22 protein-coding genes are annotated in these 25,625 nt (G+C 73.9%); 16 read left to right on the forward strand and 6 right to left on the reverse strand.

The features are described 5' to 3' along the window. The first annotated feature begins 421 nt into the window (after nucleotides 1-421). Together AC5WAM_RS37830 and AC5WAM_RS37835 are read left to right on the forward strand one after the other, a co-directional pair. Complete coding sequence (locus AC5WAM_RS37830; protein ID WP_495520372.1) at nucleotides 422-1,444, forward strand: cation diffusion facilitator family transporter; 1,023 nt, start codon at nucleotides 422-424, stop codon at nucleotides 1,442-1,444. Between the two features lie 132 nt (nucleotides 1,445-1,576). Beyond that, a complete protein-coding gene (locus AC5WAM_RS37835; protein WP_495520373.1) occupies nucleotides 1,577-1,702 on the forward strand; it encodes a hypothetical protein in 126 nt (41 codons plus the stop codon). 17 nt (nucleotides 1,703-1,719) lie between these two features. Here the strand turns inward: AC5WAM_RS37835 and AC5WAM_RS37840 are convergent, their stop codons facing one another. The 3 genes from AC5WAM_RS37840 to AC5WAM_RS37850 all read right to left on the reverse strand — a co-directional run bounded on the left by AC5WAM_RS37840 (nucleotide 1,720) and on the right by AC5WAM_RS37850 (nucleotide 4,367). After that, nucleotides 1,720-2,109, reverse strand: coding sequence for a tautomerase family protein (locus tag AC5WAM_RS37840; protein WP_495520374.1), 390 nt, complete (start codon nucleotides 2,107-2,109; stop codon nucleotides 1,720-1,722). A 124-nt stretch (nucleotides 2,110-2,233) separates the two neighbouring features. Further along, nucleotides 2,234-2,863 (reverse strand): LysE family transporter, encoded by a 630-nt coding sequence (locus AC5WAM_RS37845; protein ID WP_495523736.1) that lies wholly within the window; start codon nucleotides 2,861-2,863, stop codon nucleotides 2,234-2,236. 340 nt (nucleotides 2,864-3,203) lie between these two features. Next, nucleotides 3,204-4,367 carry a hypothetical protein gene (locus tag AC5WAM_RS37850; protein WP_495520375.1) on the reverse strand — a complete coding sequence of 388 codons (1,164 nt, stop codon included), beginning with the start codon at nucleotides 4,365-4,367 and terminating at the stop codon, nucleotides 3,204-3,206. A gap of 318 nt (nucleotides 4,368-4,685) precedes the next feature. On the opposite strand from AC5WAM_RS37850, the gene AC5WAM_RS37855 reads away from it, so the two are divergent. The 12 genes from AC5WAM_RS37855 to AC5WAM_RS37910 all read left to right on the forward strand — a co-directional run bounded on the left by AC5WAM_RS37855 (nucleotide 4,686) and on the right by AC5WAM_RS37910 (nucleotide 19,609). Further along, a complete protein-coding gene (locus tag AC5WAM_RS37855) occupies nucleotides 4,686-5,990 on the forward strand; it encodes an ABC transporter substrate-binding protein (protein WP_495520376.1) in 1,305 nt (434 codons plus the stop codon). After that, nucleotides 5,987-6,967 (forward strand): carbohydrate ABC transporter permease, encoded by a 981-nt coding sequence (locus AC5WAM_RS37860; protein ID WP_495520377.1) that lies wholly within the window; start codon nucleotides 5,987-5,989, stop codon nucleotides 6,965-6,967. Before AC5WAM_RS37855 ends, AC5WAM_RS37860 begins: the two co-directional genes overlap by 4 nt. A gap of 14 nt (nucleotides 6,968-6,981) precedes the next feature. Beyond that, a complete protein-coding gene (locus AC5WAM_RS37865) occupies nucleotides 6,982-7,866 on the forward strand; it encodes a carbohydrate ABC transporter permease (RefSeq protein WP_366792813.1) in 885 nt (294 codons plus the stop codon). Nucleotides 7,867-7,891: 25 nt separating this feature from the next. Then, a complete protein-coding gene (locus AC5WAM_RS37870) occupies nucleotides 7,892-11,056 on the forward strand; it encodes a glycoside hydrolase family 38 N-terminal domain-containing protein (RefSeq protein ID WP_495520378.1) in 3,165 nt (1,054 codons plus the stop codon). A gap of 38 nt (nucleotides 11,057-11,094) precedes the next feature. Then, nucleotides 11,095-12,786: a class I mannose-6-phosphate isomerase gene (locus tag AC5WAM_RS37875; protein ID WP_495520379.1), complete on the forward strand. Its 1,692-nt coding sequence runs from the start codon at nucleotides 11,095-11,097 to the stop codon at nucleotides 12,784-12,786. After that, nucleotides 12,783-13,628, forward strand: coding sequence for an ROK family protein (locus AC5WAM_RS37880; RefSeq protein WP_495520380.1), 846 nt, complete (start codon nucleotides 12,783-12,785; stop codon nucleotides 13,626-13,628). Before AC5WAM_RS37875 ends, AC5WAM_RS37880 begins: the two co-directional genes overlap by 4 nt. 109 nt (nucleotides 13,629-13,737) lie before the next feature. After that, a complete protein-coding gene (locus AC5WAM_RS37885; RefSeq protein ID WP_495520381.1) occupies nucleotides 13,738-14,820 on the forward strand; it encodes a LacI family DNA-binding transcriptional regulator in 1,083 nt (360 codons plus the stop codon). 547 nt (nucleotides 14,821-15,367) lie between these two features. Beyond that, complete coding sequence (locus tag AC5WAM_RS37890) at nucleotides 15,368-16,939, forward strand: sensor histidine kinase (RefSeq protein WP_495520382.1); 1,572 nt, start codon at nucleotides 15,368-15,370, stop codon at nucleotides 16,937-16,939. Nucleotides 16,940-16,943: 4 nt separating this feature from the next. After that, nucleotides 16,944-17,354 carry a roadblock/LC7 domain-containing protein gene (locus AC5WAM_RS37895; protein ID WP_150509313.1) on the forward strand — a complete coding sequence of 137 codons (411 nt, stop codon included), beginning with the start codon at nucleotides 16,944-16,946 and terminating at the stop codon, nucleotides 17,352-17,354. After that, the gene (locus tag AC5WAM_RS37900) at nucleotides 17,351-17,737 is read left to right on the forward strand and encodes a DUF742 domain-containing protein (RefSeq protein WP_366792819.1); all 387 of its coding nucleotides are present in this window, start codon (nucleotides 17,351-17,353) and stop codon (nucleotides 17,735-17,737) included. The genes AC5WAM_RS37895 and AC5WAM_RS37900 overlap by 4 nt, the downstream gene beginning before the upstream one ends. Next, nucleotides 17,718-18,338 carry a GTP-binding protein gene (locus tag AC5WAM_RS37905; protein ID WP_495520383.1) on the forward strand — a complete coding sequence of 207 codons (621 nt, stop codon included), beginning with the start codon at nucleotides 17,718-17,720 and terminating at the stop codon, nucleotides 18,336-18,338. Before AC5WAM_RS37900 ends, AC5WAM_RS37905 begins: the two co-directional genes overlap by 20 nt. After that, nucleotides 18,335-19,609: a cytochrome P450 family protein gene (locus AC5WAM_RS37910; protein WP_495520384.1), complete on the forward strand. Its 1,275-nt coding sequence runs from the start codon at nucleotides 18,335-18,337 to the stop codon at nucleotides 19,607-19,609. The genes AC5WAM_RS37905 and AC5WAM_RS37910 overlap by 4 nt, the downstream gene beginning before the upstream one ends. Before the next feature lie 242 nt (nucleotides 19,610-19,851). Here AC5WAM_RS37910 and AC5WAM_RS37915 read toward each other — a convergent pair whose 3' ends face one another. Beyond that, a complete protein-coding gene (locus AC5WAM_RS37915; protein ID WP_495520385.1) occupies nucleotides 19,852-20,877 on the reverse strand; it encodes a 7-epi-alpha-eudesmol synthase in 1,026 nt (341 codons plus the stop codon). 230 nt (nucleotides 20,878-21,107) lie between these two features. Between AC5WAM_RS37915 and AC5WAM_RS37920 the strand changes: the two genes are divergently transcribed. Continuing rightward, nucleotides 21,108-22,460: a cytochrome P450 gene (locus tag AC5WAM_RS37920; protein ID WP_495520386.1), complete on the forward strand. Its 1,353-nt coding sequence runs from the start codon at nucleotides 21,108-21,110 to the stop codon at nucleotides 22,458-22,460. A 60-nt stretch (nucleotides 22,461-22,520) separates the two neighbouring features. On the opposite strand, the gene AC5WAM_RS37925 is transcribed toward AC5WAM_RS37920, so the two are convergent. Beyond that, nucleotides 22,521-23,213: a B3/B4 domain-containing protein gene (locus tag AC5WAM_RS37925; protein WP_495520387.1), complete on the reverse strand. Its 693-nt coding sequence runs from the start codon at nucleotides 23,211-23,213 to the stop codon at nucleotides 22,521-22,523. A 57-nt stretch (nucleotides 23,214-23,270) separates the two neighbouring features. Then, nucleotides 23,271-23,870, reverse strand: a complete 600-nt coding sequence (locus AC5WAM_RS37930; protein ID WP_495520388.1) for a LysE family translocator — start codon at nucleotides 23,868-23,870, stop codon at nucleotides 23,271-23,273. 28 nt (nucleotides 23,871-23,898) lie between these two features. Between AC5WAM_RS37930 and pdxR the strand changes: the two genes are divergently transcribed. Beyond that, on the forward strand, nucleotides 23,899-25,482 hold the full coding sequence (gene pdxR, locus AC5WAM_RS37935; RefSeq protein WP_495520389.1) for a MocR-like pyridoxine biosynthesis transcription factor PdxR: 1,584 nt from the start codon (nucleotides 23,899-23,901) through the stop codon (nucleotides 25,480-25,482). The last annotated feature ends 143 nt before the right edge of the window (nucleotides 25,483-25,625 follow it).

A 25,625-nucleotide genomic window follows, 5' to 3' on the forward strand; every position in this document is an offset into this window, starting at 1 on the left:
TCGTGGCACACGGGATCCCGCCATGTGGATACGCGGAACAAGATCCTTTGCTCATCCTGAGTGGTGTGAGTCACAAGTTGAGGGGCGCGATGGGGGTGAGTGGGGCGTTTAGGGACGCTTTCACCTCTTCAAGTCTTGTGAGTATTTTTGCCCTACTTTCGCTCCAGCTGGAGCGCGGGGCCCGCCCGAAGTCCAGACGGCACGCCGGGGAAGGGTGGGTGACGAAGGGGTGGAGGGTCGTGCCGCACACGCCGTCCGCGCGGCCAAACGTGCTGAATTGAGCCGACCCCGGCCCGCAATTCCGGACACTGGGTGCCAAGAAGCAGGCCGCGGACCGGAATTGAAAACGGTCACCGATGCAGCCTTTGCGGTGCTGACGGAATTGCGCTTGACTCCCCAGCGGCAGCCTTCGTCGGCACACGTGGGGGGAAACTCCGTGGGGCACGCTCATACGGATCAGCACACACACGCCCACGAGGGCGGAGGTCACGCCGGGCACAGTCATGGCGTCTCCGCCGACGCCGACCGGCGATGGCTTTCGCTCGCCCTCGTATTGATTGGCGTTTTCATTGCCGCCGAGACGGTCATCGCTTTCATGGCCGGTTCCCTCGCGCTGATATCCGACGCCGTCCACATGCTCACGGACGCCTTCTCCATCGTGCTCGCGCTCGTCGCGATGCGGCTCGCCGCGCGGCCCGCCAAGGGCACGTACACCTTCGGCCTGAAGCGGGCGGAGATACTCTCCGCCCAGGCCAACGGGCTCACGCTGCTGCTCGCCGCCGCCTGGCTCGGCTTCGAGGCCGTGCAGCGGCTGCTGCACCCGCCGGAGGTCACCGGCTGGATGGTGCTCGCCACCGCGCTCTCCGGCGTGGCCGTCAACCTCGCCGCGACCTGGTGCCTGTCCAAGGCCAACCGCTCCTCGCTGAACGTCGAGGGCGCCTACCAGCACATCCTCAACGACCTGTACGCCTTCATCGGCACGGCCGTCGCGGGCGTCATCGTCATGACCACGGGCTTCGCCCGCGCCGACACCATCGCCACGCTCTTCGTCGTCGCCCTCATGGTCAAGGCGGGCTGCGGGCTGCTCCGCGACTCCGGCCGCATCCTTTTGGAAGCGGCGCCCGCGGGCCTCGACCCGGACGCGATCGGGGGCGAACTCGCCGGGATGCCCTCCGTCGCTGAGGTCCACGACCTGCACATCTGGACCATCACGTCCGGTGAACCCGCCCTGTCGGCCCACGTGCTCGTCCACCCCGGCGGCGACTGCCACGCCGTGCGGCGCGAGCTGGACAAGCGCCTCGCCGACGCGTACGGGCTCACGCACACCACGCTCCAGATCGACCACGAGGACCCGGCCGCAGCCGCGACGCCGCCCGCCTCCGTCGCCCCGCACTGCCCGAGCGGCCACGGCCCGACGCACCGGGGCGCCGGTCGCGTCCACTGACCCGGCGCCACCCGGGGCGGCCCCGCCCCGCGCGCCCCGTCTCCGTACGGGCTTTCCCGCCCGCCGAGCGCAGCCAGAGGGAGGCCGCCGTCAGCGTGTACGTCGACGCGGTGGTGGAGCGGCGGGCCGCTCATGCGCGTGGGGAAGGCCGAGCAGGCCGTCGCCCGGCGCCGGGCCCGGCTCGCCCAGTCCCACCAGGAACTGCCCCCGCTGCTCCAGGTGTTGGTGTACGGCGGCGCGTCGGCGCGGTTCTGGTGAGGCGGGGTGCCCCGGGGCTACTCGGCCGGGGCGTACTGGGCTTCGCCGTGGCCGAGCGACCAGTCGGCCGACCCGTTCTCCAGCACGGTGATGAACACGTTCCGCGGCTCGGTGCCCGCGTACTCCTCGGCGAGTTCGGCGATCCGCCGGTACAGGGCGCGCTTCTGGTCGGGCGTACGTCCGGCCCGCATGGTGATCACGACGTAGACGATCCCGTCGTCACGACGCACACCCAGATACGTCCCGTGCCGCAGCGTGCTGTCGGTGCCGTCGTGGCTGGTCAGGATCTGGAAGTGGTCGTCGCGCGGAATGCCGATGGTTTCCACCAGCGCGTCGTGGACGGCCCGCCCGAGCGCGTCGAGGCGCGCCCCGTCGGCACGCAGGGCGTCTATGCGGACGAGGGGCATGGCGGGACTCCTTCTGGAGGTGCGGTGCGCCCCGGGCGGGGCCGGATCGCGTACATACTAGTAGGTACACGATCCGGCCCCGCCCGGCCGTGACGGGCCTCGAGCCCGCGGGCGGGCGGACGACTCAACTCGCCACCACCAGACGCACCGCCAACGCCGTGATCACCGCGCTGGACGTCAGCGCCGTGACGAGGCGGCCCCGGCGGCCCGTCAGGGCGCGGCCCAGGAGCGCCCCACCCCCGGCGAGCAGCAGTTGCCAGCTCGCGGACGCCGCGAAGGCGGCGAGCGTGAACACCGCCTGCCCGGGGCGATCCGTGTCCGCGCCGGACCCGCTGCCCACCACGAGCGCTGCGAAGTACACGACGGTGGTGGGGTTGAGCAGGGTGATCCCGAGGAAGACGGCGTACGCGCGAGCCGGGCTCGGCGGGCCGTCGTCGCGGGGCGCGGCCATGCGCGGGGCGCGGTGCTGTCGGACGGCCGTCGCGGCCGCGCGCGCCGCGAGGGCGACCAGGACGCAGGCGGAGATCCAGCGCAGCGGGCCCATCACCGGTGCGACGACAGGGGCCGCGGCGGCCCCCGCGAGGGTGGCGACCAGGGCGTACAGTCCGTCGGCCGTCGCCACCCCTAGGGCGGCGCACGCCCCCACCCGCCACGACGTCCGGGCGGTGAGCCCCACCAGATACAACGCGACCGCCCCCACCGGCATGGCGATGCCGTACCCGGCGACGAGCCCCGCGACCAGGTGCCCGCTCACCGGAGCGGCGGCGCGGACCTCCACGGACAGCCGGGCTGCTGCTGACCACGCGCCGGACGGTCGGCGGGGGCGGGCGGCAACGTGGGTGTGGATGCGAAGGACATGCGCCGAGCTTGCGGCCCCGGCGGGGGGCCGGGCAACCGGTTTTCGCCCCCCCAGCCGTACGGCCGTCCACCCGCCGCCCGGCCGTCTAGCAGACCGATTGCGACAGCCTGTTGGCCGAGCGCACAAACCGCGCGCGGAATCCCTGGACGGCCGCCGCATGCCCCCGGCAGGGCCGGGCCCGACGCTGGGCGTGACCGGTTGCACCACAAGTAACCGCGCGGAAGGGAGGGAGACTTCATGCGACGTGGGACAGGGCGTGGGACAGAACGTGGCACAGGGCGTGGGGCGACACGGCGAGCGAGGCGCGGGACATGGCGGAGGACGAGCGGTGCTGCCGCCCGGCGGTCCCGGACACCCCGCCGCGCGCACCGGGCGCGGGCAGCAGCGCGTACACCGCCCCGTCCAGGAGCACGCACGCGTGCTGCCCGTAGCGGGCCTCGCACTGCAGGCGTACGACGTCGAGGAGGCGGAGCGAGGTCCGCTCGGCGTCCGGCACGCTCGCCGCGGCATCCAGGACGAACGCGGCCACGCGGAGCGCGTCCCACCCCCGGCGGCGCGCCGCCGTCGCCGCGTCCGGCGCACCGTCGAGCAGACGGCGCGCCAGCTCGGTGTGCCGGTCGCGGGCCTGTTCCCGGGCCACGCGGGCGCGCAGCAGCAACAGCGCGGCCGTGGCCGCCCCCTGGGCCAGGGTCGCCTCCGCGTCCTCGGCGAGGGAGCCGCTGTCGACCACCCAGATCGCGCCGAGGGACTCGCCCCCGGCCCGCACCGCCACCGCGAGCCGCGGCAGGGCGCCAGCGGCGAGCGGGGGGAGCCGCACCGGCCCGGCCGAGCCGTACACGAGGCGGACCTGCTCCGCGTTGGCCACGCCGTCCGGGACCTGACGGCCGAGGATGCTCTGCCTGCGGTCCTCGTCGACCGGCTGACCGGGCACGGTGGAGTGGGCGAGGACCCGCTGGCGCGGGTCCTCCACGGCCGTCGCCCCGCCGGTCGCCGCCGCGATCGCGGCGGCGAGGGCGAACAGGTCGCCCGTGCCGCCGTCGGAGGCGGGCCGTGCGCCGATCGCCGAGGCCAGGGCCAGATGCACCCGGTGCCAGGACGCCCCCTCGTCGACCGCGAGCAAGGCCACGCCGTGCGCCTCGGCCTCCTCGACCGGCCCGCCCCCGCCCCGCACCACGACCCCGGCCGGACCGGCCTCGGCCGCGGCCCGCACCAGTGGCCCGGCCGCGGCCGCCCGCACGCCGACCGCGAGCAGGAGCGCCCCGGGTGTGTGCGGGAGCGGCGCGTGCGCGTCGTGCAGCAGCACCTCGGTGACGAAGGCGGCCGGTGCCGCGGGCACGGCGTGCAGCCGCAGGGGAGAGCCGCCGGCCTCCGCCAGGGCGGCGAGCGTACGGACGTCCACACGTGCTCCTCACCCACATCAAGTGCCGTCCCGTCTGGCAGACGGGGCACGGAGGGCCGAGGTTCAGCGACGGACCGGACGTGGCGCGGTTCACGCCCCGGCGCGGCCCCTCGGGCCGGCGTGCCGACGGCCTCCGCATGGCCTGAACGGTGCGCGGGGCCTTGACATCCGCCCCGGCCGCCGCGACGCTCCAACTCGCTCGTGTTAACGCTAACACCGGGCCGGGGCACGCCCCGGGCGCACCCGGTGCCGCTCGGTACACGCCGGTACGACCCGGGCGACGACCCGGGACGCACGGGACCCACCTGGGGGCCGCCCATGTCAGGCACCACGCCCACCGCGCCACCCGCTCCGGCACGTCGCACGCTGATCACCGGCGCCGCCGCGGCCGCCGCCGGAGCCCTCGCCACGGCCTGCGGCACCGCGACGGGCCAACCCCGGGGCAAGGTGGGCGTGTTCGGGGACAGCGCCGCCTGGGCCGCTCCGATGACGGCCGCTGGCAAGGCCATGCAGGACGTCGCGGGGCTGCGGCTCGTCCCCGAGGTCAACCCGCTCCTCGAATCCTTCGAGCAGGTCGTCAAGTCCTCGCTGCGCACCCGCAAGACCCCGGACCTGCTCAAGTACTGGTCCGGCTACCGCCTCAAGGACCTGGCCCGCACCGGCGGCGTCGTCGACCTCTCCGCGGCGTGGGACCGCGCCGAGCGCAAGGGTTGGGCCGAGCCCTCGCTGCGCTCCGCGTTCACCGAGCGGGGGCGCGTCTACGGCCTGCCGATGAACCTCGCGTACTGGGTGGTGTTCCACAACCCCGAGGTGTTCGCCGAGCACGGCCTGAAGCCGCCGCGCACCTGGGACGACTTCCTCGCCGCCTGCGCCCGGCTCAAGCGCAACGAGGTGACGCCGCTGCACGGCACCGCCGACGGCCGCTGGCCCGCCTTCATCTGGTTCCAGGAGGTCCTCAGCCGCCAGGACCCGCGCTTCTACGACGACTTGATGAACGGCCGCGCGCGCTACACCGACCCGCGCGCCGAGCGCGCCCTGCGCACCCTGGTCTCCTTCTTCGACCGGGACTGGTTCACGCCGATGGACATGAACCACGTCGACGCCGCCGCGGCGCTCGTGCACGGCAGGGTCGGCATGGTGCCCTGCGGCACCTGGCTCGGCTCCACGCTCGTGGCCGCGGGCGCCGAGCCCGGCAGGAACATGAGCGCCTTCGTCCTGCCCATGGCCGAGCCCGGGGCCCGCCCCAGCGTCGTCTTCGAGTCCAGCGCCCTCGTCGCCACCGTCAAGGGGCCCGACCACGACGAGGCCGTGCGGGCGACCGGCGCCTGGCTGCACCCGGCCGTGATGAGGGCCTTCTCGCACACCCTCCAGGACGGCTGCCCCAACCCCCGGGTCACGCCCGCCAACCCGGTGATCGCCGCGCTCCAGAAGAAGGTGCGCGGCGACCGCCTGTGGCTGCTCAACCGCTTCTGGGAGCAGGGCCCGCCCGAACTCGTCGAGGCCACCGTCGACGACCTCGCCGGGTTCCTGCTCGACCCCTCCTCGTACCGGAAGGTCCTGCGCACCATGCAAGGCCGCGCCGACGAGGCCTGGAAGGTGTGGCGGCAGGCGGGCGAGACATGACCGGGACCGTGACCTCCACCGGGACGCCCGCGTCCGGCGCCCGCGGGCGCCGCGTCCGGCGCCGCGTGCCCCTGCGCACCCCGCACCGCGCCGCGCGCCCCGGCGCCCGGCTCGGCGGGCCGCTGACCGCGCTGCCCTGGGCCCTGCCCGCCTTCGCGTTCGTGGGCGTGCTGCTCGTCTACCCGTTCCTGCGCAGCGTGTACGGGAGCTTCTTCGAGGACAACGGCTTCACGAGCAGCTACACCGGGCTCGACAACTACACCCGGCTCGCCGACGACCCCGTCTTCGGCCGCTCCCTGCTCAACACCCTGATGTGGGTGGCCGGGACGCTGCTCCTGCCGGTGCTCGCCGGGCTCGTCATCGCCCTGGCCACGCACCGCCTCCGCTGGGGCGGCGTCGCCCAGCTGGTGATCGTGCTGCCCTTCGCGATCTCCGGGACCGCCACCGCGGCCCTGTGGTACTTCATGCTGACCTCCGACGGCGCCGTCAACCAGGCCCTGCGCGCCGTCGGCCTCGACGCGTGGGCGCAGACCTGGCTCCTGGAGTGGCCGCAGAACACCCTGGCGCTGATCGTCGCGAGCACCTGGCAGGCGACCGGCCTCAACGTGGTGCTCTTCGCCATCGGCCTGCGCGCCATCCCCCGGGACACCGTCGAGGCGGCCCAGCTGGACGGCGCGAGCGGCTGGCGCATGTTCCGGTACATCACCGTGCCGCAGCTGCGCGCCGTGACCGTCGTCGTGGTCGGCATGGCCATCGTCAACAGTCTGAAGGCCTTCGACATGATCTGGATCCTCACCCAGGGCGGCCCGTCCCGCTCCTCCGAGACGCTCGCCCTGACCATGTACCGCGAGACGTTCCGCCTCTTCCACGTCGGCTACGGCTCGGCGATCGCCCTGGTGCTCTCCGTGGTCGTCGTCGCCTCGTCCTGGCTCTATCTGAGCCGCCAGATGCCCGACACGGGTTGGTCGAGGGCCTGAGGGAGGGATTTTTCATGGCGGATGCGCCGCAACCATCAATTGAGGAACCACGATGGCGGGAGTGGGGTCCGCGAGAGCGGCGGCGGTTTAGCCGCATAGGACTGCACGCCTTCGTCGCCGGGTGCGTCGCGCTCTGGCTGCTCCCGCTGTACCTGCTCGTCGTCAACGCGCTGACCCCCGTGGCCGCGTACGAGGGCAAGCCCGACTGGACCTTCCAGGGCTTCGCGCTCGCGGACAACGTGAAGACCGCCTGGGACGAGGCGGGCATCGGCGACAGCTTCCAGGCCTCGCTCCTGTACGCCGTCGTGTGCGGCCTCCTCGCCGTGCTCGTCGCGGCCATGGCGGCGTTCGCGGTGGTCGTCCTGCCGATCCCGCGGCCCGCCTTCTGGTTCTGGCTGATCTACTCCGGGACGCTGTTCCCGTTGCAAATCTTCCTCGCGCCGTTGTTCGGCCTGTACGCGGACGCCGATCTGTACGACACCCGGCTCGGCCTGATGCTCGTGTACGTCGCGTGGGCGGTGCCGTTCGCCTTCTTCCTGATCCGCAATCAGATGACCACTATGCCGCCCGAGTTGACGGAGGCGGCCCTCATCGACGGGGCCTCCTTCACCCGCGTCTTCTGGCGCATCCACGTGCCGCTGATGCGGTCCGGGCTCGGCGCCGCCTTCCTCTTCCAGTTCACCGCCGTCTGGAACGACCTGCTGCTCGGGCTCACCCTCAGCCGCAGCCGCGACGTGCAGCCGGTCATGGCGTCGCTCGCCACCCTCCGCGCCACCTACGCCGCCAGCGGGCCGCCCGTGATCCTCGCGGGCGCCCTCCTCGTGTCCGTGCCCACGCTGCTGCTGTTCCTCGTGTTCCGCGGCCTGTTCCTGCGCGGCATGGCCGCGTCCGTCCGCTGACCGCCCGCCACCCGGGGAGATCCGCATGACCACACGGGCCCTGGTCCGCACCGCCGACTGGGACAACGACCGCGTCCGCGCCAGCCTGCGCTCCGGCGTGGTCGGCGCCGAGGGCACCCTCGACGGCGCCGCGCTGCGGCTCAGCGAGGAACCCCTGCTGCGGGAGGCGGCCGACGGCACCCTGCTCCAGTCGCTGCGGATCGACCCCGTGGGCGGCTCCCGGGTCCCCGCCGAACTGGCCGTGCGCACCGCCTCGGACACGGCGGTGCGGGCGGCGCGCGTGGCCGGGCCCGGCGGCGGCGCCCGGCTCCTGGTGCCCGCCGTGGACACGGCGACGCGCCTCACGGTGGGGCTGCCGCAGGAGGCCGACGGCATCACCGTCCAGCTGACCCCGCAGCGCCGCTGGACCATCCACCTGGTGCACCACTCGCACCTCGACATCGGCTACACCGACCCCCAGGGCCAGGTCCTGAACGAACACCTGTCGTTCCTCGACTCCTGTCTGGAGCTGACCCGGGCGACCGACGACTGGCCCTCCGAATCCCGCTTCCGCTGGTGCGTGGAGTCCCTGTGGTCGCTGGGGCAGTGGGCCGGTGCCCGGCCCGCCGAGCAGGTCGAGGAGCTGATGCGCCGCGTGCGGGAGGGCCGCATCGAGCTGACGGCGATGCCGTTCAACCTGCACACCGAGACCTGCTCCACGGACGAGCTGCACGAACTGCTGCGCCCCGCCCACGAGCTGCGCGAGCGCCACGGCGTCACCCTCACCTCCGCGATGCAGACCGACGTGCCGGGCGCGGTCGTCGGCCTCGTCGACGCCCTGGCCCAGGCGGGCGTCCGCTATCTGTCCGTCGCGCACAACTGGGCGGGCCGCTCCGTGCCGCACCTCGTCGGCGGCGAGCTGTTGCCCCGCCTCTTCCGCTGGCGCGCCCCGAGCGGCGCGAGCGTCCTGGTGTGGGTCACCGACACCCCGCACGGCCTCGCCTACATGGAGGGCCCGCTGCTCGGCTTCGACACCGCGTACGCGGACGTCGACGACCTGCTGCCCGCCTACCTCACCTCGCTGGCGACCCACCCCTACCCCTACCGGGGCGGCATCTTCGGCTGGGCCATGGACCACGTGGACGTCAAGCGCGAACCGTACCCGTGGGACGTGCTCCACCTGCGCGTGCAGGGCAAGTTCGGCGACAACGCGCCGCCGCGCCGCGTCATCGCCGACACCGTGCGCCGCTGGAACGAGACCTGGGCGTACCCGCGCCTCAGGCTCTCCCGCAACGAGGACTTCTTCCGTGACGCCGAGGCCAGGATCGGCGACGGGATCCGCACCTTCGAGGGCGACTGGACCGACTGGTGGGTGGACGGCGTGGGCGCAGGCGCGCGCCCGCTGTCGCTCGCCCGCACCGCCCAGTCCACGGTCGCCGACGCCCAGACCATCGGCACGTTCGCCTCCCTCCTCGACGCCACGGGGGCCGAGGACGACACGCGTGACGCCGCCGGGGTGTACGAGGCGGTGTCGCTCTTCGACGAGCACACCTGGGGCGCCGGCGACCCGTGGACGCACGGCGACGAGGGCGGCCACTCCGGCGAGCACCAGTGGCACTGGAAGTACGGACAGGCCCTGCGCGCCCACGACGACGGCGCCTCGCTGCTGCGCCGGGCCGCGGCCCGGCTCGGCCAGCGGCTCGCCGCTGAGCCCGGCGCCCTGGCCTCGTACCACGTGGTGAACACCTGCTCCTGGCCGCGCACCGACGTCGTACGGATCTTCCTGCCGGAGAGCACGGTGCCGCTCGACCAGCGGGTCACCGTCCACGACGCCCGCGACGGCCGCACCCTGACGCACGAGGAGCGGCCCCAGACCAACGACGACCACCGCGACGCGGGCCGCTTCCTGCTGGTCCGCGTGGACGAGGTGCCGTCCGCCGGTTCGGTGCGCCTCGACGTGCGGGCCGACGCCGGACGGGCCGGGCGAGGCGACGCGCCCCCCGTCGTGAAGGCCGCCACCGGCTGGAACCCCACCGGCGGCACCGAGCGCGAGGACCCCGCCGAGAGCGCCGCACGCGCCGCGGCCCACCCCGACCCGACGCTCCTGGAGAACGAGTACCTGGCCGTCCGCGTCGACCTGGCCCGGGCCTGCGTGGCCTCCGTCATCGACAAGTCGACCGGCCGCGAGCTGGTGCGCGCCGACGCGATCGTCGGCTTCAACGGATACGTCCACGACAGCTACACCACCGCCGGGGCCTTCAACCACAACTCCAGCCGCACCACGGCGTCCGAGCGCCTGGAGCACCTGGGGCGGCGCGCCGTCGCCCCGCCCGCCGCGCTCGTCGGCCGCACCTCCACGGCGACCGCGGAGTCGATCACGTACGAGACCCGTCCCGCGGGCGCGAACCGCCTGCGGGTCACGCTCACGCTGCCGCGCGGCGTGCCCCGGCTCGACGTCGAGAACCGCCTCGACAAGGACCGGACCCTCAGCAAGGAGAGCGCCTACTTCGCCTTCCCCTTCGCCTTCGACCACCCCGTCGTCCGCATGGAGGCCTCCGGCGGCGCCACCGGCACCGGCCTGCCGGTGGTGCCGGGCTCGGCGCGGCACATGCGGGCCGTGCGCCGCTGGGTGACCCTCGCCGACGACGGGCTCGCGGTCGCCTGGTCCACGCAGGACGCGCCGCTGGTGCAGTTCGGCAACATCGCGCTGCCGTACGCGCCGTTCCCCAAGACGCTCGGGCACGACGAGCCCGCCACCGTCTTCTCCTGGATCCACAACAACCTGTGGGACACCAACTTCCCCAGCGAGCAGGGCTTCGCGTTCACCTTCCGCTACAGCGTCGCCTGCGGTCCGACGGCGACCGGGCTCGGGACCCGGACGGCGGCGGCGTGGAGCAGGCCGCTGCGGGCGGTGCGGGCCCGGGGCGCGACGGGGGACGCCCCGGCCACGCACTGCTTCGCCGCCCTGGACGACCCGCGGGTGCGCCTGGTCGGCGCCACCACGCCCCGGGCGGGCGAGACGCTGCTGCGGCTGCAGTCCTTCGCCGAGGAGCCGGTGGCGTGCCGGGTGCGGATCGGCTTCGCCGCGCGCGCCGCCCACCGGGCGGGCTACCTGGGCGGCAGAGGAGCCGAACTCCCCCTGGAGGACGGGGAGGTGAGCGTCGACGTGCCCGCCCTCGGCACGGCGGCGGTCCTGTTCGTGCGCCGGTGAGAGCCGGCCCGTCGCTGCCTCGGCGGTAAGGAGATGGTGTGTACCGGCTCGACCCGCGTTACGGCCCCGCGCCCGGGGCCGTCCTGGCCACCGGCTGGCCCGCCGTGGCCGCACGACTGCCCGGCGGTCCGCGGACGGTGGCCGTGGAGGGGCCCCCGTCCGTGGACTTCGACCGCCTCGCCGCCCGGCTCGCCGCGCACCTCGCCGCGCCCGTGCGGACCCTGGACGTGCGCGCGCACTACGCGCCGCCGTCCTCGGTGCGCGAGCGCACCGAGGACGGCACCGGCGACCCGTACTACTGCAAGCTCGCCGCCAACCCCCTCAGCGACCTCTTCGACGAACTGCCGCGCGCGGCCGGGGCGCCGGACGCCCTGTGCCTCGTCCTTGGCCCCGGCGCGTCCCTCGTCCCGCACGACGTCCTGTGGTACGCCGACGTGCCCAAGCGGTACGCGGAGGCCGCCGTCGCCGCGGGCACCGGCCGCAACCTGGGCCTGCCGCACGAACCGGGCGACCTGCGGCGGCTCTTCTACGTCGACTGGCCCATGCTCGACCGGCACCGCGACGCGCTCGCCCCGCGCGTCGACGCCTGGCTCGACGTCCAGGATCCCGACCGGCCCGTCCACCTCGACGGCGACGGCCTGCGCGCCACCCTGGCCCGCCTCGCGCGCGGTCCTGTGCGCACCCGCCCGTACTTCAACTCCACGCCCTGGGGCGGACAGTGGGCGCGGCGGCTCGGCTTCGCCGGGGGCGGCCGCAACACGGCGCTGGGCTACGAACTCATCGCCCCCGAATCCGGCGTCCTCATCGGGACCGGCCCCGACCGCCAGGCCGAGGTGCCCTTCCAGCTGCTGTGCGTCCTGCACCCGGAAGAGATGCTCGGCGCCGACGCGCACGCCCGCTTCGGCACCTCCTTCCCGATCCGCTTCGACTACCTGGACACCGTCGGCGGCGGCAACCTGTCCGTGCACTGCCACCCGCGCGAGCGGTACATGCGGGAGCGGTTCGGCTGGCCCTACACCCAGCACGAGTCGTACTACCTGACGCTCGGCGGCCCCGACCGGCGCGTCTTCCTCGGCCTGCGCGAGGACGCCGACCTCGACCTGTTCCGCAAGGAGGTCGAGGAGTCCGCCGCGGACGGCGTGCCCATGGACCCCGAGGACCACGTCCTCACCTTCCCCGCCGAGCAGGGCCGGCTCTTCCTCATCCCCGCGGGCACCCCGCACGCCAGCGGCGCGGGCAACCTCGTCCTGGAGATCAGCGCCACCCCGTACCTGTACAGCCTGCGCTTCTACGACTGGCTGCGCCCCGACGCCGACGGCAGGCCGCGCGCGCTGCCCTACGCACACGGCCTGGCGAACCTGGACACCGACCGGCGCGGCGAGGCCGTCGCCCGCGACCTCGTCCAGGAGCCGCGCGCCCTGCGCACGGGCCCGGGCTGGCGCGAGGACCTCATCGGCGCCCTCGACGAGATGTTCTACGAGGTGCGGCGCTTCACCCTGGACGCCGGCGCCGAGGCCACCGACGACACCGCGGGGCGCTTCCACGTCCTCAACGTCGTGGAGGGCGAAGGCGTGGAGCTCCACACGGCGGCGGGCGCCTCGCATCCGCTGGCGTACGCGGAGACCCTGACGGTGCCCGCCGCCGTCGGCCCGTACCGCATCGCCGCGCGCGGCGGCCCCGTGCGGGTCGTCAAGGCGCTGGTCCGCGCGCCCGCCGCGGGCCGCTCATGAGAGCCGTCCTGGAGCTGGGCGGCACCCATGTGACGGCAGCCCTCGTGGAGGCCGCCCGCGTCGTGCGCCGGGTGCGCCGCGGCGTCGAGGCGCGCGGCAGCGCCGAGCACGTCCTCGGCGCCGTGGTGCGCTGCGCCACCGCCCTCGACGCGCCCCCGGGCGAGGTGTGGGGCGTCGCCCTGCCGGGCCCCTTCGACTACGACAAGGGCGTGGCCCGCTACGAGGGCGTCGGCAAGTTCGACGACCTGTACGGGATCGACGTGGGCTCCGTCCTGCTCGACGGCGTCTGGCCCCGGCCCGCGGGCGTGGCGTTCCTCAACGACGCGCACGCCTTCGCGCTCGGCGAGTGGCACGCGGGCGCCGCGCGCGGCCACCGCAGATGCGTCGGCGTCACCCTCGGCACGGGCGTCGGCTCGGCCTTCCTCGCCGACGGCGCCGTGTGCCGCGACGGCCCCGGCGTGCCGCCGCTGGGCCGCGTCGACCTGACCCGGGCCGAGGGCCGCCCGCTGGAGGACACCGTCTCGCGCCGGGCCGTCGTCGCCCGCTACGGCGACCGCGCCGCGGACGTGCGGGACATCGCCGCCCGCGCCCGCGCGGGCGAAGGCCACGCCGCCCGCGTCCTGTACGAGTCCCTGCGCCCCCTCGGCGCCGTCCTCGCACCGTACGTGCGGGACTTCGGGGCCACGGCGCTTATCGTGGGCGGCGGCATGGCCGCGTCCTGGGACCTCGTCGGCCCCGCGCTGCGCGACGGCCTGGGGGACACCCCGGTCGCGCTGCGCGCGGCCGCGCTCGGCGGGGACGCGGCGCTGGTGGGAGCGGCGCTGTACGCGCGGCCGCGCTAGGCGAGCCGGCGGGGGAAGCCCCGCCGCGACGGGCACACCGCGCGGCGGCAGGAGACACCGTGCGGCACAGGGGACACCGTGCGGCGGGGAAACGGAAAGGAAGGCCCGGATGCCCGGAACTCCGCATGAGCCCGAGCCCGAGGGCGGGCCGGGAGCGCCCGCGCGCGGCCCCGCCCCGCGCGAGTCCAGGAGCGGCAAGGCCACCCTCCGGGACGTCGCCGAGCGCGCCGAGGTGAGCGCGATGACCGCGTCGCGGGTGCTGCGCGACGACCCCCGGGTCCACCCGGCCACCCGCGACCGGGTCCGCGCGGCCGCCGTCGCGCTCGGCTACCGGCCCAACGAACTGGCCCGCCGACTGCGCCTCGGCCGGGGCACGGGCCTCGTCGGCCTGGTGGTCACCAACCTCGCCAACCCCTTCTACTCCCGGCTCGCCCTCGGCGTCGACTCCGTGCTCGCCGCCGACGGCCTCAAGACGGTGATAGGCAACACCGGGCAGGACCTGGACGCCGAACGGGACCTGGTCGAGGACCTGGTGGGCCGCCGCGTGGACGGCATCATCGCCGTGCCCGCGGGGGACGACCAGCGCCACCTCGCCGCCGCGGCCGCCGAGGGCGTCCCCGTGGTCCTCGCCAGCCGCCCGCCCGAGGGCTTCGCCGCGGACTGCGTCCTGGTCGACGACTTCGGCGGTGCCCGCGCCGCCACCGCGCGCCTGATCGCCCGCGGCCACCGCCGCATCGGCTTCCTCGGCTCGCCGCCGACCGTCTACACCGGCACCGAGCGGCTGCGCGGCTACCGCGCCGCCCTCGCGGACGCGGGCCTGCCCGCCGACGAGCGCTACGTCCGCCAGGGCCAGACCCGCCCCGGCCAGGCCGAGCGCGCGGCCACCGCACTCCTGGGCCTGCCCGACCCGCCCACGGCCCTGTTCTGCTCCAACAACCGCAACACCATAGGGGCGTTCCGGGCCCTTCGCGCGAGCCGCACCGACACCGCCCTCGCGGGCTTCGACGACTTCGAACTCGCCGACGCCCTCGGCCTGCCCCTCACCCTGGTCACCTACGACAGCGACGAACTGGGCCGCGAGGCGGGCCGGTTGCTGCGCGCCCGCACGCGAGACCACGCTCCGACGACAGGCCCGCCCCCGGCCCCGCGCCGAGTGGTACTCGCGACCGAACTGGTCGAGTACGGCGGCTGACCGGGGGGCGTCGGGCCGAGGCGTGTCCGACTGTCCGCCTGCCCGACACCCGCGGGACACCCGGCACTTGCGGGCCTGCCATCCGCGTGGCCCCGGGCCCTGTCGGCCCACCCCGGGCGACCACCGGGAACTGGCCAAGCTTGCGGACGCACACAGATCGGGGAAACGCATCTCCCATGGATTCACCGGCCCGCCCGGCGCGCTCTCGCCACGGTCGTACACGCCTGGCCGCCGTGTGTGCATGCCATCCATGAGGGCCTTCGGTGCGGCGGGAGCCACCGAACGATCTCGGCCGAAAGTACGCCTACCGACGGGTAGTCCCTACCGGACGGGGTTGATCCACATCCCCGTTCACCCGATAAGCTCCGTCGCAGCGTGGCGTGTTGACGCGATCGCTTTCCGTCGCGTCGGGCCGTGCTGGCGCGCCGTTGCATGGGGGGATCTCGCAGATGGCCTGGAGGTTGTCGCGCCGCGGCGCGCTTCCGGCGACGAGCGCGGCCATCCGGATGGTTGTCCCCTGTTCGACCGCGTTGGTTTGAGGATGCAGATGGAACTTGCCACTCCGCCACCGGCGGAGGCCCGAGGATCAAAGGGCTTGTACGCCTGGTGGCTCCTGCCGTTCGGCACGGGGGCGGGCACGGTCGCCGCCGCGGTGGCCGCATCGGACCCGGCGCGCATCCCCGCGGCCCTGGTGGGAGCCGGCGTGACGCTGACCGCCTCGCTGTGCGTACGGCTGCTGCTGCGTTCGCGAGCGGAACTGGGCCGGGCCACCGCCGAGGTGCACACCGCGAGGATCGAGCAGACCCAGCAGTGGCAGCAGCACGTGGCCGCGATGGAGCAGCGGCACGCCGCCGAGCGGACCGCCCTGGAGGCCCGTCTCGCCGACGAGGTCAAGGCCTGGCAGTGGCGCCTCAACCGCCAGCAGGAGCTGGTCGCCGAGCTCGGCGACGACTTCCTGCCCACCGCCCTGCGTGGACTGCGGGCGGGCGAGGCCATCGACGACGTGCTGCCGTCCCTGGCTCAGGAGACCGATGTGTCGCCGGAGTTCAGGAAGGAGCTGCGCAAGGTCCTGCGGACCGGCCTGATCGCCGTCGAGGAGGAGCTCGACCGCAGCACCTCCGCGGAGCAGGCCGTCATCAGCATCGGCAGCCGCTTGCACGTCCTCACCGGCAAGATCCGTGGCCGACTGCACGAGATGCAAGGCGAGCACGGCCGACTGCCCGCCGTCGCCCAGGGCCTCATGGAGCTCGACCAGGCGATCGGCCCCGCCGACTGTCTCGCCGCCAGCATCGGCGTCCTCGGCGGCTCCGACAGGCCCGGACGCCAGTGGCAGGAGCCGCAGCGCCTGCTCAGCGTGGTGCGCGGAGGCATCGGCCGCATCAAGGACTACGACCGCGTCCAGGTGCGCCAGCTTCCCGAACTCGGCGTCGACGGAGGTCTGGTGGACCACCTCACGCTGATCTGCGCCCACCTCCTGGACAACGCGGCCCGCTACTCGCCGCCCACCGAGCCGGTGATCGTCACCGGCAAGGAGGTGCCCAACGGCGTGGGCATCGAGATCCAGGACGCGGGCAAGGGCCTGAGCGACGAGAAGAAGCAGCAGGCCCTCGCCTCGCTCGACGGCGTCGCCGCGGGCCCCGGCCTCGGTGGCCTGTCCGAGGACGCCCACCTCGGCCTGCGGGTGGTGGGCACTCTCAGCCGCAAGTACGGCATCCGCGTGACCTTCGCGGACTCTCCGTGGCTCGGCACCTCGGTCGTCGTGGTCGTCCCGCACAAGTACTTCAGCGCGCTGCCGGCCGCGCCCGTCGCCGAGCCGCGCCCGGCCGCCGTCGTGCCCGCCGCCGGGCAGGCGACCGCGCCGCCCGTCGCGCGCGCCGCCACCACGCCGGAGCCGGACACCACGGCGGGCGGTCTTCCCAAGCGGCGCCGGAGCGGGGCGCGCGGCTCCCGGGAAACCGAGGCGGCCGGGGCCGTCGCCGTGCGCCCGGTCGATGAGGTGGCCCCCGCGCGGCCCGTCGTACCGCCGGACGCGTCCTTCACCGGCCTCGCGGCCTTCGCGACCGCCGGGCGCGAGACCGATGAGCCCCGCGGCACCGACCGCACGGAAGAGAGGGACTAGCCGCATGACGCAGCACGAGACCGATGTGAGCTGGGCCCTGCGCGACCTGACGGAGAGCATCCAGGAGATCCGCTTCGCCCTGGTGGCCTCCAGCGACGGCAAGGCCATCACCTCCTACGGGGCCGAGGACCCGGACGACGTCGACCGCTTCGCCGCGGTGGTCGCCGGGCTCCAGGCCCTCGCCCAGCCCGTGGCCGAGCAGTTCCCCAAGTACGGGGGCCAACTGCGCCTCGCCATGATCGAGGTGGACGGCGGGCACCTCTTCGTGGTGCGCGCCGGGGTGGAGACGTATCTCGGCGTCCTGGCCAAGGAGGGGCTCGACCAAGGGCTGCTCGGCCACCAGATGCGGGACCTGTCCCGCCGGATGGGAGAGCTCCTCGGCACGACGCCGCGCCGGGAGGAGCAGCCTGGATGAGCCGTCCCCACCGGCCCACGGACCCGTCCGGTCTCGAGCGCTACTACGTCCTCACCGGCGGCCGCAGCGGGCCGGGTGGACCGGCGGCAGGGCTCGACGTGGCGACGCTCATCGTTTCCCGGACCGAATCGCGCACCGTGCCCGCGCCCGGCTCGCAGGCCGAGCACGAGGAGATCGTGCGCCGGTGCCGCGACCCGCTGGCGGTGGCCGAGCTCGGCGCCCACCTCGGGCTGCCGTTCAACATCCTCGCGGTGCTGGTGACCGACCTGCTGGAGGCGGGCCGGGTGGAGGCCCGTGACCCCATCCCGGTTTCTTCCGCGGCCGGCCGAGGGCCGGACATCGCGCTCCTCGAGGAGGTACTCAGTGGACTCGAAAGGCTTTGACCGGCCGTACCAGGCGGCGGCCGAGGGTGTGCTGCCCGCGGGCACCCGCTCAGTCAAAGTGATGATCGCCGGAGGCTTCGGCACCGGCAAGACCACGATGGTGCGTTCCGTGAGCGACATCAGACCGCTCACCACCGAGGAGACCCTCACCCAGGCCAGCGCCGACGTCGACCACCTCATCGGCGTCGCGGACAAGCAAGAGACCACGGTCAGCCTCGACTTCGGCCGCATCGGCCTCAACGACCGCCTGGTCCTCTACCTCTTCGGCACACCGGGCCAGGAGCGGTTCTGGTTCCTGTGGAACGGCCTGTTCAAGGGCGCCCTGGGAGCGGTGGTCCTGGTCGACACGCGCCGCCTCGCGTCCAGCTTCCGGGCCATCGAGGAGATGGAGCGGCAGAACGTGCCGTTCGTCATCGCCCTGAACGTCTTCCCCGACTCCAAGGAACACCCCGTCGAAGAAGTGCGGGAAGCGCTCGACGTTCCCCCGCACACCCCGATCGTCAGCTGCGACGCCCGCGACCGCGCGTCCAGCCGCGACGTCCTCATCGCCCTGATCCGCCACCTCAAGGAACGCTCGGCCGCCGCCGTGGAGCCCCGATGAACGCCCCGACTCCGTCCGATGCCCACGTCGCGGGGGAGGCCGTCTCCGGCTGCCCCGTCGCGCACGGCGGGCCCGACAGCGTGACGCGCCTGTACGGCGAGAGCGCGGCGAGCGATCCGTACGCCATCTACGCCCGCCTGCGCGAGCGGTACGGTGCGGTGGCGCCCGTCCTCCTCGAAGGCGACGTGCCCGCCTGGCTGGTCCTCGGCTACCGCGAGAACCGCCGGGTCCTGGAGAACCCGCGGCAGTTCACCCGCGACTCCCGCATCTGGCGGAGCTGGAAGGAGGGCCGCGTAGACGAAACGTCACCGCTGATCCAGATGGTGGGCTGGCGTCCCGACTGCGTCTCCCAGGAGGGCCAGCCGCACCGACGGCTGCGTGCCGCGGTCACCGACAGCATCCAGGCCATCGCGGGCCGCGGCATCCGCCGCCACGTCACGCACTTCGCCACCAAGCAGATCGACGCGTTCGCGCCGGACGGCCACGCCGACCTCGTGAGCCAGTTCGCCGAGTACCTGCCGATGCTCGTGCTGACCCGGGTGTTCGGCCTCGCGGAGAGCGAAGGGCGGCAACTGGCGGTCTCCTGCGCCCAGGTCATCAAGGGCGGCGAGGAGGCCCTCGCGCACAACGACCGCATCATGAAGATCCTCGGCGAGCTCGCCGAGCGCAAGCGTGACGAGCCGGGCGCGGACTTCACCACCGGCCTCCTGGAGCACCGGGCGGACCTGGACGACGGCGAGGTGCTCAGCCACCTGCGGCTCGTCCTGATCGCCGCGCATACCACCACCAGCAACCTGCTGGCCCGGGTTCTCCAGCTGGTGCTCACCCATCCTCCGCACCTGGCGGGCCTCGTCAGCGGGCAGTTGAACGTCTCGGCGGTGGTGGAAGAGGTGATGTGGGACAAGCCGCCGCTCGCCGTCCTGCCGGGCCGGTTCGCCACGGCGGACGTGGAGCTCGGCGGGCACCAGGTGAAGACGGGCGACCTGCTGCTCCTGGGCCTGGCAGCCGGCAACCGCGACCCGGGCGTGCGGCCGGGCGCCACGGCGGCGCTGCACGGCAACAAGGCGCACCTCGCCTTCAGCGGAGGCTCCCACGAGTGTCCCGGCCAGGACGTGGGCCAAGCCATCATCGAGACGGCTGTCGGCGTCCTGTTGCACCGCCTGCACGGCCTGCGCCTCGCCGTCGCTCCCGAGGAACTCACCTCCACGGCCTCCAGCTGGGAGGTACGCCTGGACAGGCTGCCGGTGGAGTTCACCCCGCACCACACCTGAGGGCCCTCGGGCCGTGTGCGCCCACCCGGACCGTGACAGCCGGCACCCGCGAGCCGTGTATCGTTCGGGTACAACTTCGGTGCACAGTACGGGAGTCGCGCGTCTGTGGTCCAAGGAAAGACGTCCATCATCCGATGGGAAATGCAGGTGCAAGGCCTGCCGGGCGCTCCACGGAGAGAAGGCCCCTCACCACCAGGGTGAGGGGCCTTCGCCGTGTGCGACGGCCTCCGCCGCCGTGCCTCTCACACCGTCAGCAGGTCGTCCACCGATCCGTGCCCGCGCTTCTCCGCCCGGGCTGCCGGACCGTCCTTCGCCGCCGTGTAGCGGCCCGAGGTGAGCGCCCACTGGTAGTTGCCGCTGATCCAGTGCCGGATGGCGTCCACGCCCATGTGCACGCGGGCGCGCTCGTCGTCGCCGAGGCGGAGCTCGTGGCACATCTGCGGCACGTGCGACTCGAGGCGCAGATAGTCCGTGAGACGGTCCTGGGTCCGCCGGATCGCCTCGGCAGTCGCGTCCTCCCGGCTGCACCCGTGCGCCCGTTGGAGCACGGTGATGAGGTTGTGGCCGTCGCCGCGCCGCGCCTCGCGCTCGAAGGAGTGAATGTCGTTCATGAACCCGATGGTGTCCGCCGCCGCGTCCCGCAGCCGGATCATCACCGGGTGTGCCTGGGCCTGCGCGGGCACCTCGAAGCGGCGGCTGCGCTCGCCCGCGTCGATGCTGTGGTGGATGCCCACCGTGCGGCGGCGGAACGCCGTGTACTCGTCGAGACCGAGGACCACGCCCCGGGCGGCGACGTCGATCTCCTCGGAGTGCGCGACCAGGAATCTCCCCCAGGACGCCGAGAACCGCGTGCGCCAGGGGAGCGACATGCCGTCCGCGAGGTGCTCCCAGACCTGTGCCCACGCCAGGGTGATGGGGCAGACGACCCGGGGGCGGCTGCCCGCGGGGCGCAACGTGGTGACGACGAGCTCCCGGGCGACCTCCGCGATGCGGTCGGCGCGGCCGGGCTTTCCGGTGTCGAACTGGTCGTCGAAGAGGAAGGCCAGCGAGAACCAGTTCATGAGCATGACCATGTCCTCGGCCGAGGCGTACGGATAGGTGCGTATCGCGGCCTGGGGCAGGTCCCAGGTCACGTATTCGTCGAAACCCTCCTGGCTGCGGACGAGCTCCATGTCCCGCACCCAGCGCAGGTGCCGGTCCTCGGCATAGGCGAGATGCTCACTGACGGGGGTGGCGAAGGGGATGTCGAACCGGACGTCCTGCGGCATTTCCGAACTCCTAGGGGTGTGCTCGTACGGCTCCCCCGGCGCCCCACGAGCGGACGCATGGCATGCCCATGTATCGAGCTGCGCTGCCAGGCTGCCCGGTCCGGAATCGATCCATGCTGTGATCTCGCCAACTCTCACAGTGTGCACAACAGGTGACGGATTGCGGCTCCAGTCCCATGGGAAGCGTGAGCGGAACTGCCCCTACCGCCCCGCAGGAGCGCTGAGTTCACGTGACGACCGTTGCGACACCCCCCATCCCCACCGCACAAGGAGCACTGCCGCTCCTCGGCCACGCGATACCTCTGTTGCGCGACAACTTGTCCTTCATCGCATCGCTGCGTGCCTATGGGCCGTTGGTGAGGATCCACCTCCAGCCCCGTAGGCCGACGGTCGTCGTGAACGAGCCGGCCCTGATCCGGACCATGCTGGTGGACCTCGCCCCCGGGCTCGACAAGGGGCGGTTCTTCGAGAAGATGGGCCAGGTCCTCGGCGGGGACAGCGTGGTGACCGCCGCGGGCACCGACCACGTGCGCAAGCGGCGCCAACTGCAGCCTGCCTTCCGGCACGACGAGATCGCCCGGTACGTGGACCTGATGCGTGAGGAAGCCGTCCGTGCGGCCTCGTCCTGGCAGCCGGGGCAGACCCTGGACGTGCGCGAGACCATGGTCAAGCTCGCGCTGGACATGCTTGCCGCCACCGTGTTCGCCTCCAGCCTCGACGAGCAGGCCTTCCGTCGGCTGCGTCGCGATCTGTCGGTCGTGATGAACGGCGTCGGCGCACGCGTCATGCTGCCGGACTGGGTGGAGCGGCTGCCGCTGCCCTCCAACTGGCGATTCAACGCCTCCCGGGCGGCGGTGCGGAACGTCATCGGCGGGGCTGTGGACTCCTTGCGCGCCGGTGGCCACGACACGGGCGACATGCTCTCCCTGTTCCTGCGGGCCGAGGACGAGGAGACCGGCCGTCCCATGAGCGGCCACCAGATCTGCTCGGAAGTCCTCACCCTGGCCGTGGCCGGTACGGAGACCACGGCCTCGGTCCTGTCCTGGGTGCTCTACGAACTCGCCCGCAACCCCGAGGTCGACGAGCGGCTGCGCGCCGAACTCGGCGAGGTCCTCGGGGACCGCCCCGTCACCTTCGAGGACCTCCCCGAGCTCACCTACCTCCACGACGTGATCACCGAGGCTCTGCGCCTGCACCACACGGGGTGGCTCGTCACCCGGCGCACCCTCGGCACCGTCCGCCTCGGCGGCTGGGAGATCCCGGCCGGTACGGAGCTGGCGTACTGCCAGCACGCCCTGCACCGGGACGCCGCCCTCTTCCCGGACCCGCTGCGCTTCGACCCCGACCGGTGGCGCGCCACCGCCTGGCGCGAGGGCCTGCCGCACGGGGCCTTCCTGCCCTTCGGCGCGGGCAAGCACAAGTGCATCGGCGACCACTTCGCGATGACCGAGATGGCCACCGCCCTCGCCACGCTGACACGGATGTGGCGCCTGCGCCTCGTCCCCGGCCAACACGTGCGCCCCGAGGCACGCGCCACCGTGCGGCCGAGCACGCTGTTGATGACGGCGGAGGCCGCTCTGTGAAAGGGGCGGTGCTCCAGGTCGGTGGCGGCGAGCGTCGCCGCACCGGGGCCACGGTGGGGTTCAGCAGGTGAACCCGGGAGCCTCCCGCGTCAGCACCCCCGTCGTCGGCTCGACCGACCACACCGTGCGCAGTTCGTCGGCGAGCGAGGAGACCAGCTTCGGCACGTCCTGGGGAGCGGTGTCGTGCAGGGCCTCCGCGATGATCAGGACGTCGGACGTGGTGGCCCGCACGGCCGAGTGGCCGCTCTGGCGGTTGGTCCAGCGGCGGGCGTGGGCCCGGCCCCGGTCGTCGGCGAAGACGACCTCGCCCGCGTCGGGCCGCTCCACGCCGCCGGAGAACGTCTCGTAGGCCTCGTCCCCCGTGGCGTACCGGACTTCGAGGTCCCCGCCGATACGGGAGAGGTCGAAGACGCCGACCGGGATGCCGTACGCGAGGGACACGGCGTTGCACAGGTCGATGAGCGGGTGGATGCGCGGCAGCGAGCCGTCCTTGCGGAAGCGCCGCAGCAGGGACTCCGAAGCGGAGCGGTACTGGGTGGGCTTGATCCCGAGCGTGGAGAACGCCCGCCGCCAGGCCTGAACTTCGGGGAACCGGCTCTCCGGAGCGGCGGCGAGCCGTTCGGCCGCCGCTGCCGCGTACCGGGCGACCGGCGCGTCGACCGGGGCGTCCGGCGTGATGCCACGGACGTGGAGGACGCCGGGGACCAGGGCCGGGAAGTCCCGCCACAGGGCGGGCTCATGCTGGAAGTGCACGGGGGATTCCCATCGGTAGAGGGGGAGGGGGGCGAGGGCGGAGCCTGTGAGGGGCCGTTACGAGAGCGCGAGCTTCGCGCCCAGCGCGGCGAAGGCGCCCGCGAAGACGCGCCGCAGCCACGTCACCACCGCGGGCCGCGCGATCACGTGGTCGCGCATGGCCGCCGCGAACCGCCCGTACGCGGCGAACACGACGAACGTCAGGAGCATGAAGTAGCCGCTGAGTTCGAGCATGCGGAGCACCGCGTGCGGATGGTCGTCGGGCACGAACTGCGGCAGGAACGCGAAGAAGAACAGGGTGAGCTTGGGGTTCAGGAGGTTGAGCAGCACGGCGTCGACGATCACCCGGGCCGAGGAGCGCGGCGCGACGTCGAGGTCCGCGGTGAGCGCGCTCCGGTCGCGGAGCGTCTTCCAGGCCATGTGGAGGAGGTAGGCGACACCGAGGTACTTGAGCGTCTGGAACGCGAGGGCGCTGGTGTGCAGGAGCGCGGCCAGGCCCGTGATCGCCGCCAGCACGTGCGGAACGATGCCCAGGGTGCAGCCGACGGCTGCGACGACACTGGCGCGCGGGCCGCGCGAGAGGCCCGCCGAGACGGTGTAGAGGACCCCGGTGCCCGGCGTCACCGTCATCACGAGCGTGGTGAGCAGAAATTCCATGGCTTGACTCTGTCGTCACAATGGTTCGGTGAACAGGTCCAAAGGATCTCCTTCCAACAGGTCCAAAGCGGTCGGCGGGCCCGCGCTCCCCGCCGCCTCCGACTTCCTCCAGCTGAACACCGCCGAGGCCCCGCGGGGCGGCATGGCCGACTGGCTGGCCCGCCAGGTCCGGCGCGCGGTCGCCGACGGCCTGCTGCCGGTCGGCAGCAGGCTGCCCGCGACCCGGGTGCTCGCCGCGGAGCTCGGCGTCTCCCGCGGCGTGATCACGGAGGCGTACCGCAGGCTGACGGAGGACGGGCACGTGGCCGGGCGGGGGAGGGGCGGCACCGTGGTCGTGTCCGCGCCGCCGGCCCCGCCGCCGGCCCCGCCGCCGGCCCCGCCGCCGGCCCCGCCGCCGGCCCCGCCGCCGGCCCCGCCGCCGACCCCGCCGACGGCCCCCGGCGCCACGGTGCCTGACGTGCCGTCAGGCAGCTCCCCGCTGTTCCGGACGCCGCCCGGAACCGACGTCTTCGACGCGCTGCGCGCCGCGCCCGCCCGGGTCGACCTGTCACCCGGCCTGCCGGACCTCGCCGCGTTCCCGCGCGCCGCCTGGCTGCGCGCCGAGCGGTCCGTGCTCGCCGGGCTCGTGCCCTCGGACTTCGGCTACGGCGACCCCCGCGGCACCCCGGCCCTGCGCCGCGCCGTGGCCCGCTGGCTGGCCCGCAACCGGGGCATCGCGGCCGACCCGGACGAGGTGCTCGTCGTCGCGGGCACCGCCCAGGCGCTCGGCCTGCTCGCCACCGTGCTCCAGGGCGTGGGGATCTCCCGCGTCGCGGTGGAGGACCCCTGCTCGCTCGGGCTGCGCCAGCACCTGCGCGTCTCCGGCCTCCAGGCGCCGCCGGTGCCTGTGGACGCCGACGGCATCCGCGTGGACGCGCTGCGGGACACCGGCGCCCCGGCCGTCCTGCTGACCCCGGCCCACCAGTTCCCCACCGGCGTGGTCCTCGACGGCGTACGGCGGCGTGAACTCGCGCGGTGGACCCGCGACGGCGGGCTGATCATCGAGGACGACTACGACGCCGAGCACCGCTACGACCGCCCGCCCGTCCCGGCCCTGCGGGCCACGCTCCCCGACCGCGTCGCGTACGCGGGCAGCGTGTCCAAGCTCCTCGCGCCCGCCCTGCGCGTGGGCTGGCTGCTCGCGCCCCGGGCGCACCACGCCGCGCTCGTGGACGCCAAGCGCTTCGCGGACCTCGGCAACGCGGCGCTGCCGCAGCTGGTCCTCGCCCGGCTGATGGAGTCCGGGGACCTGGAGCGCCATCTGCGGCTGCTGCGCAGACGGCACCGCGCCCGCCGCGACGCCATGATCGAGGCCATCCGCACGCATCTGCCGGGCGCCGTCGTGCACGGCGCCGCCGCGGGCCTGCACCTGATGGTGACCTTCGCGCACGGGGCCGCGGAGCGCTCCGACACCGAGCTCGCCGCGGCGGCCCTGGAGCGGGGCGTGAAGGTGCAGCCCCTGTCCTGGCACGCCCAGCGCCCGCAGCCGCCGGGCCTCGTCCTCGGCTACGCGGCGAGCACGCCGACGGACATCCGCGAGGGCGTGGCGGTCCTGGGCACCCTGGTCCGCTGACGGCGCGTCCGCGCAGCCGCGCTCCCACGGGTCCCGGCCTTGATCCGGTGATCCACGGGGCGCATGATGAGGGCATGTTCACGCACCGCGCCCACGCGTTCGGGACGGCCACCGTGCCGGACCGATGTGGCTGCGCGCGCGGC

This window comes from Streptomyces sp. JLYT201, assembly GCF_059448825.1.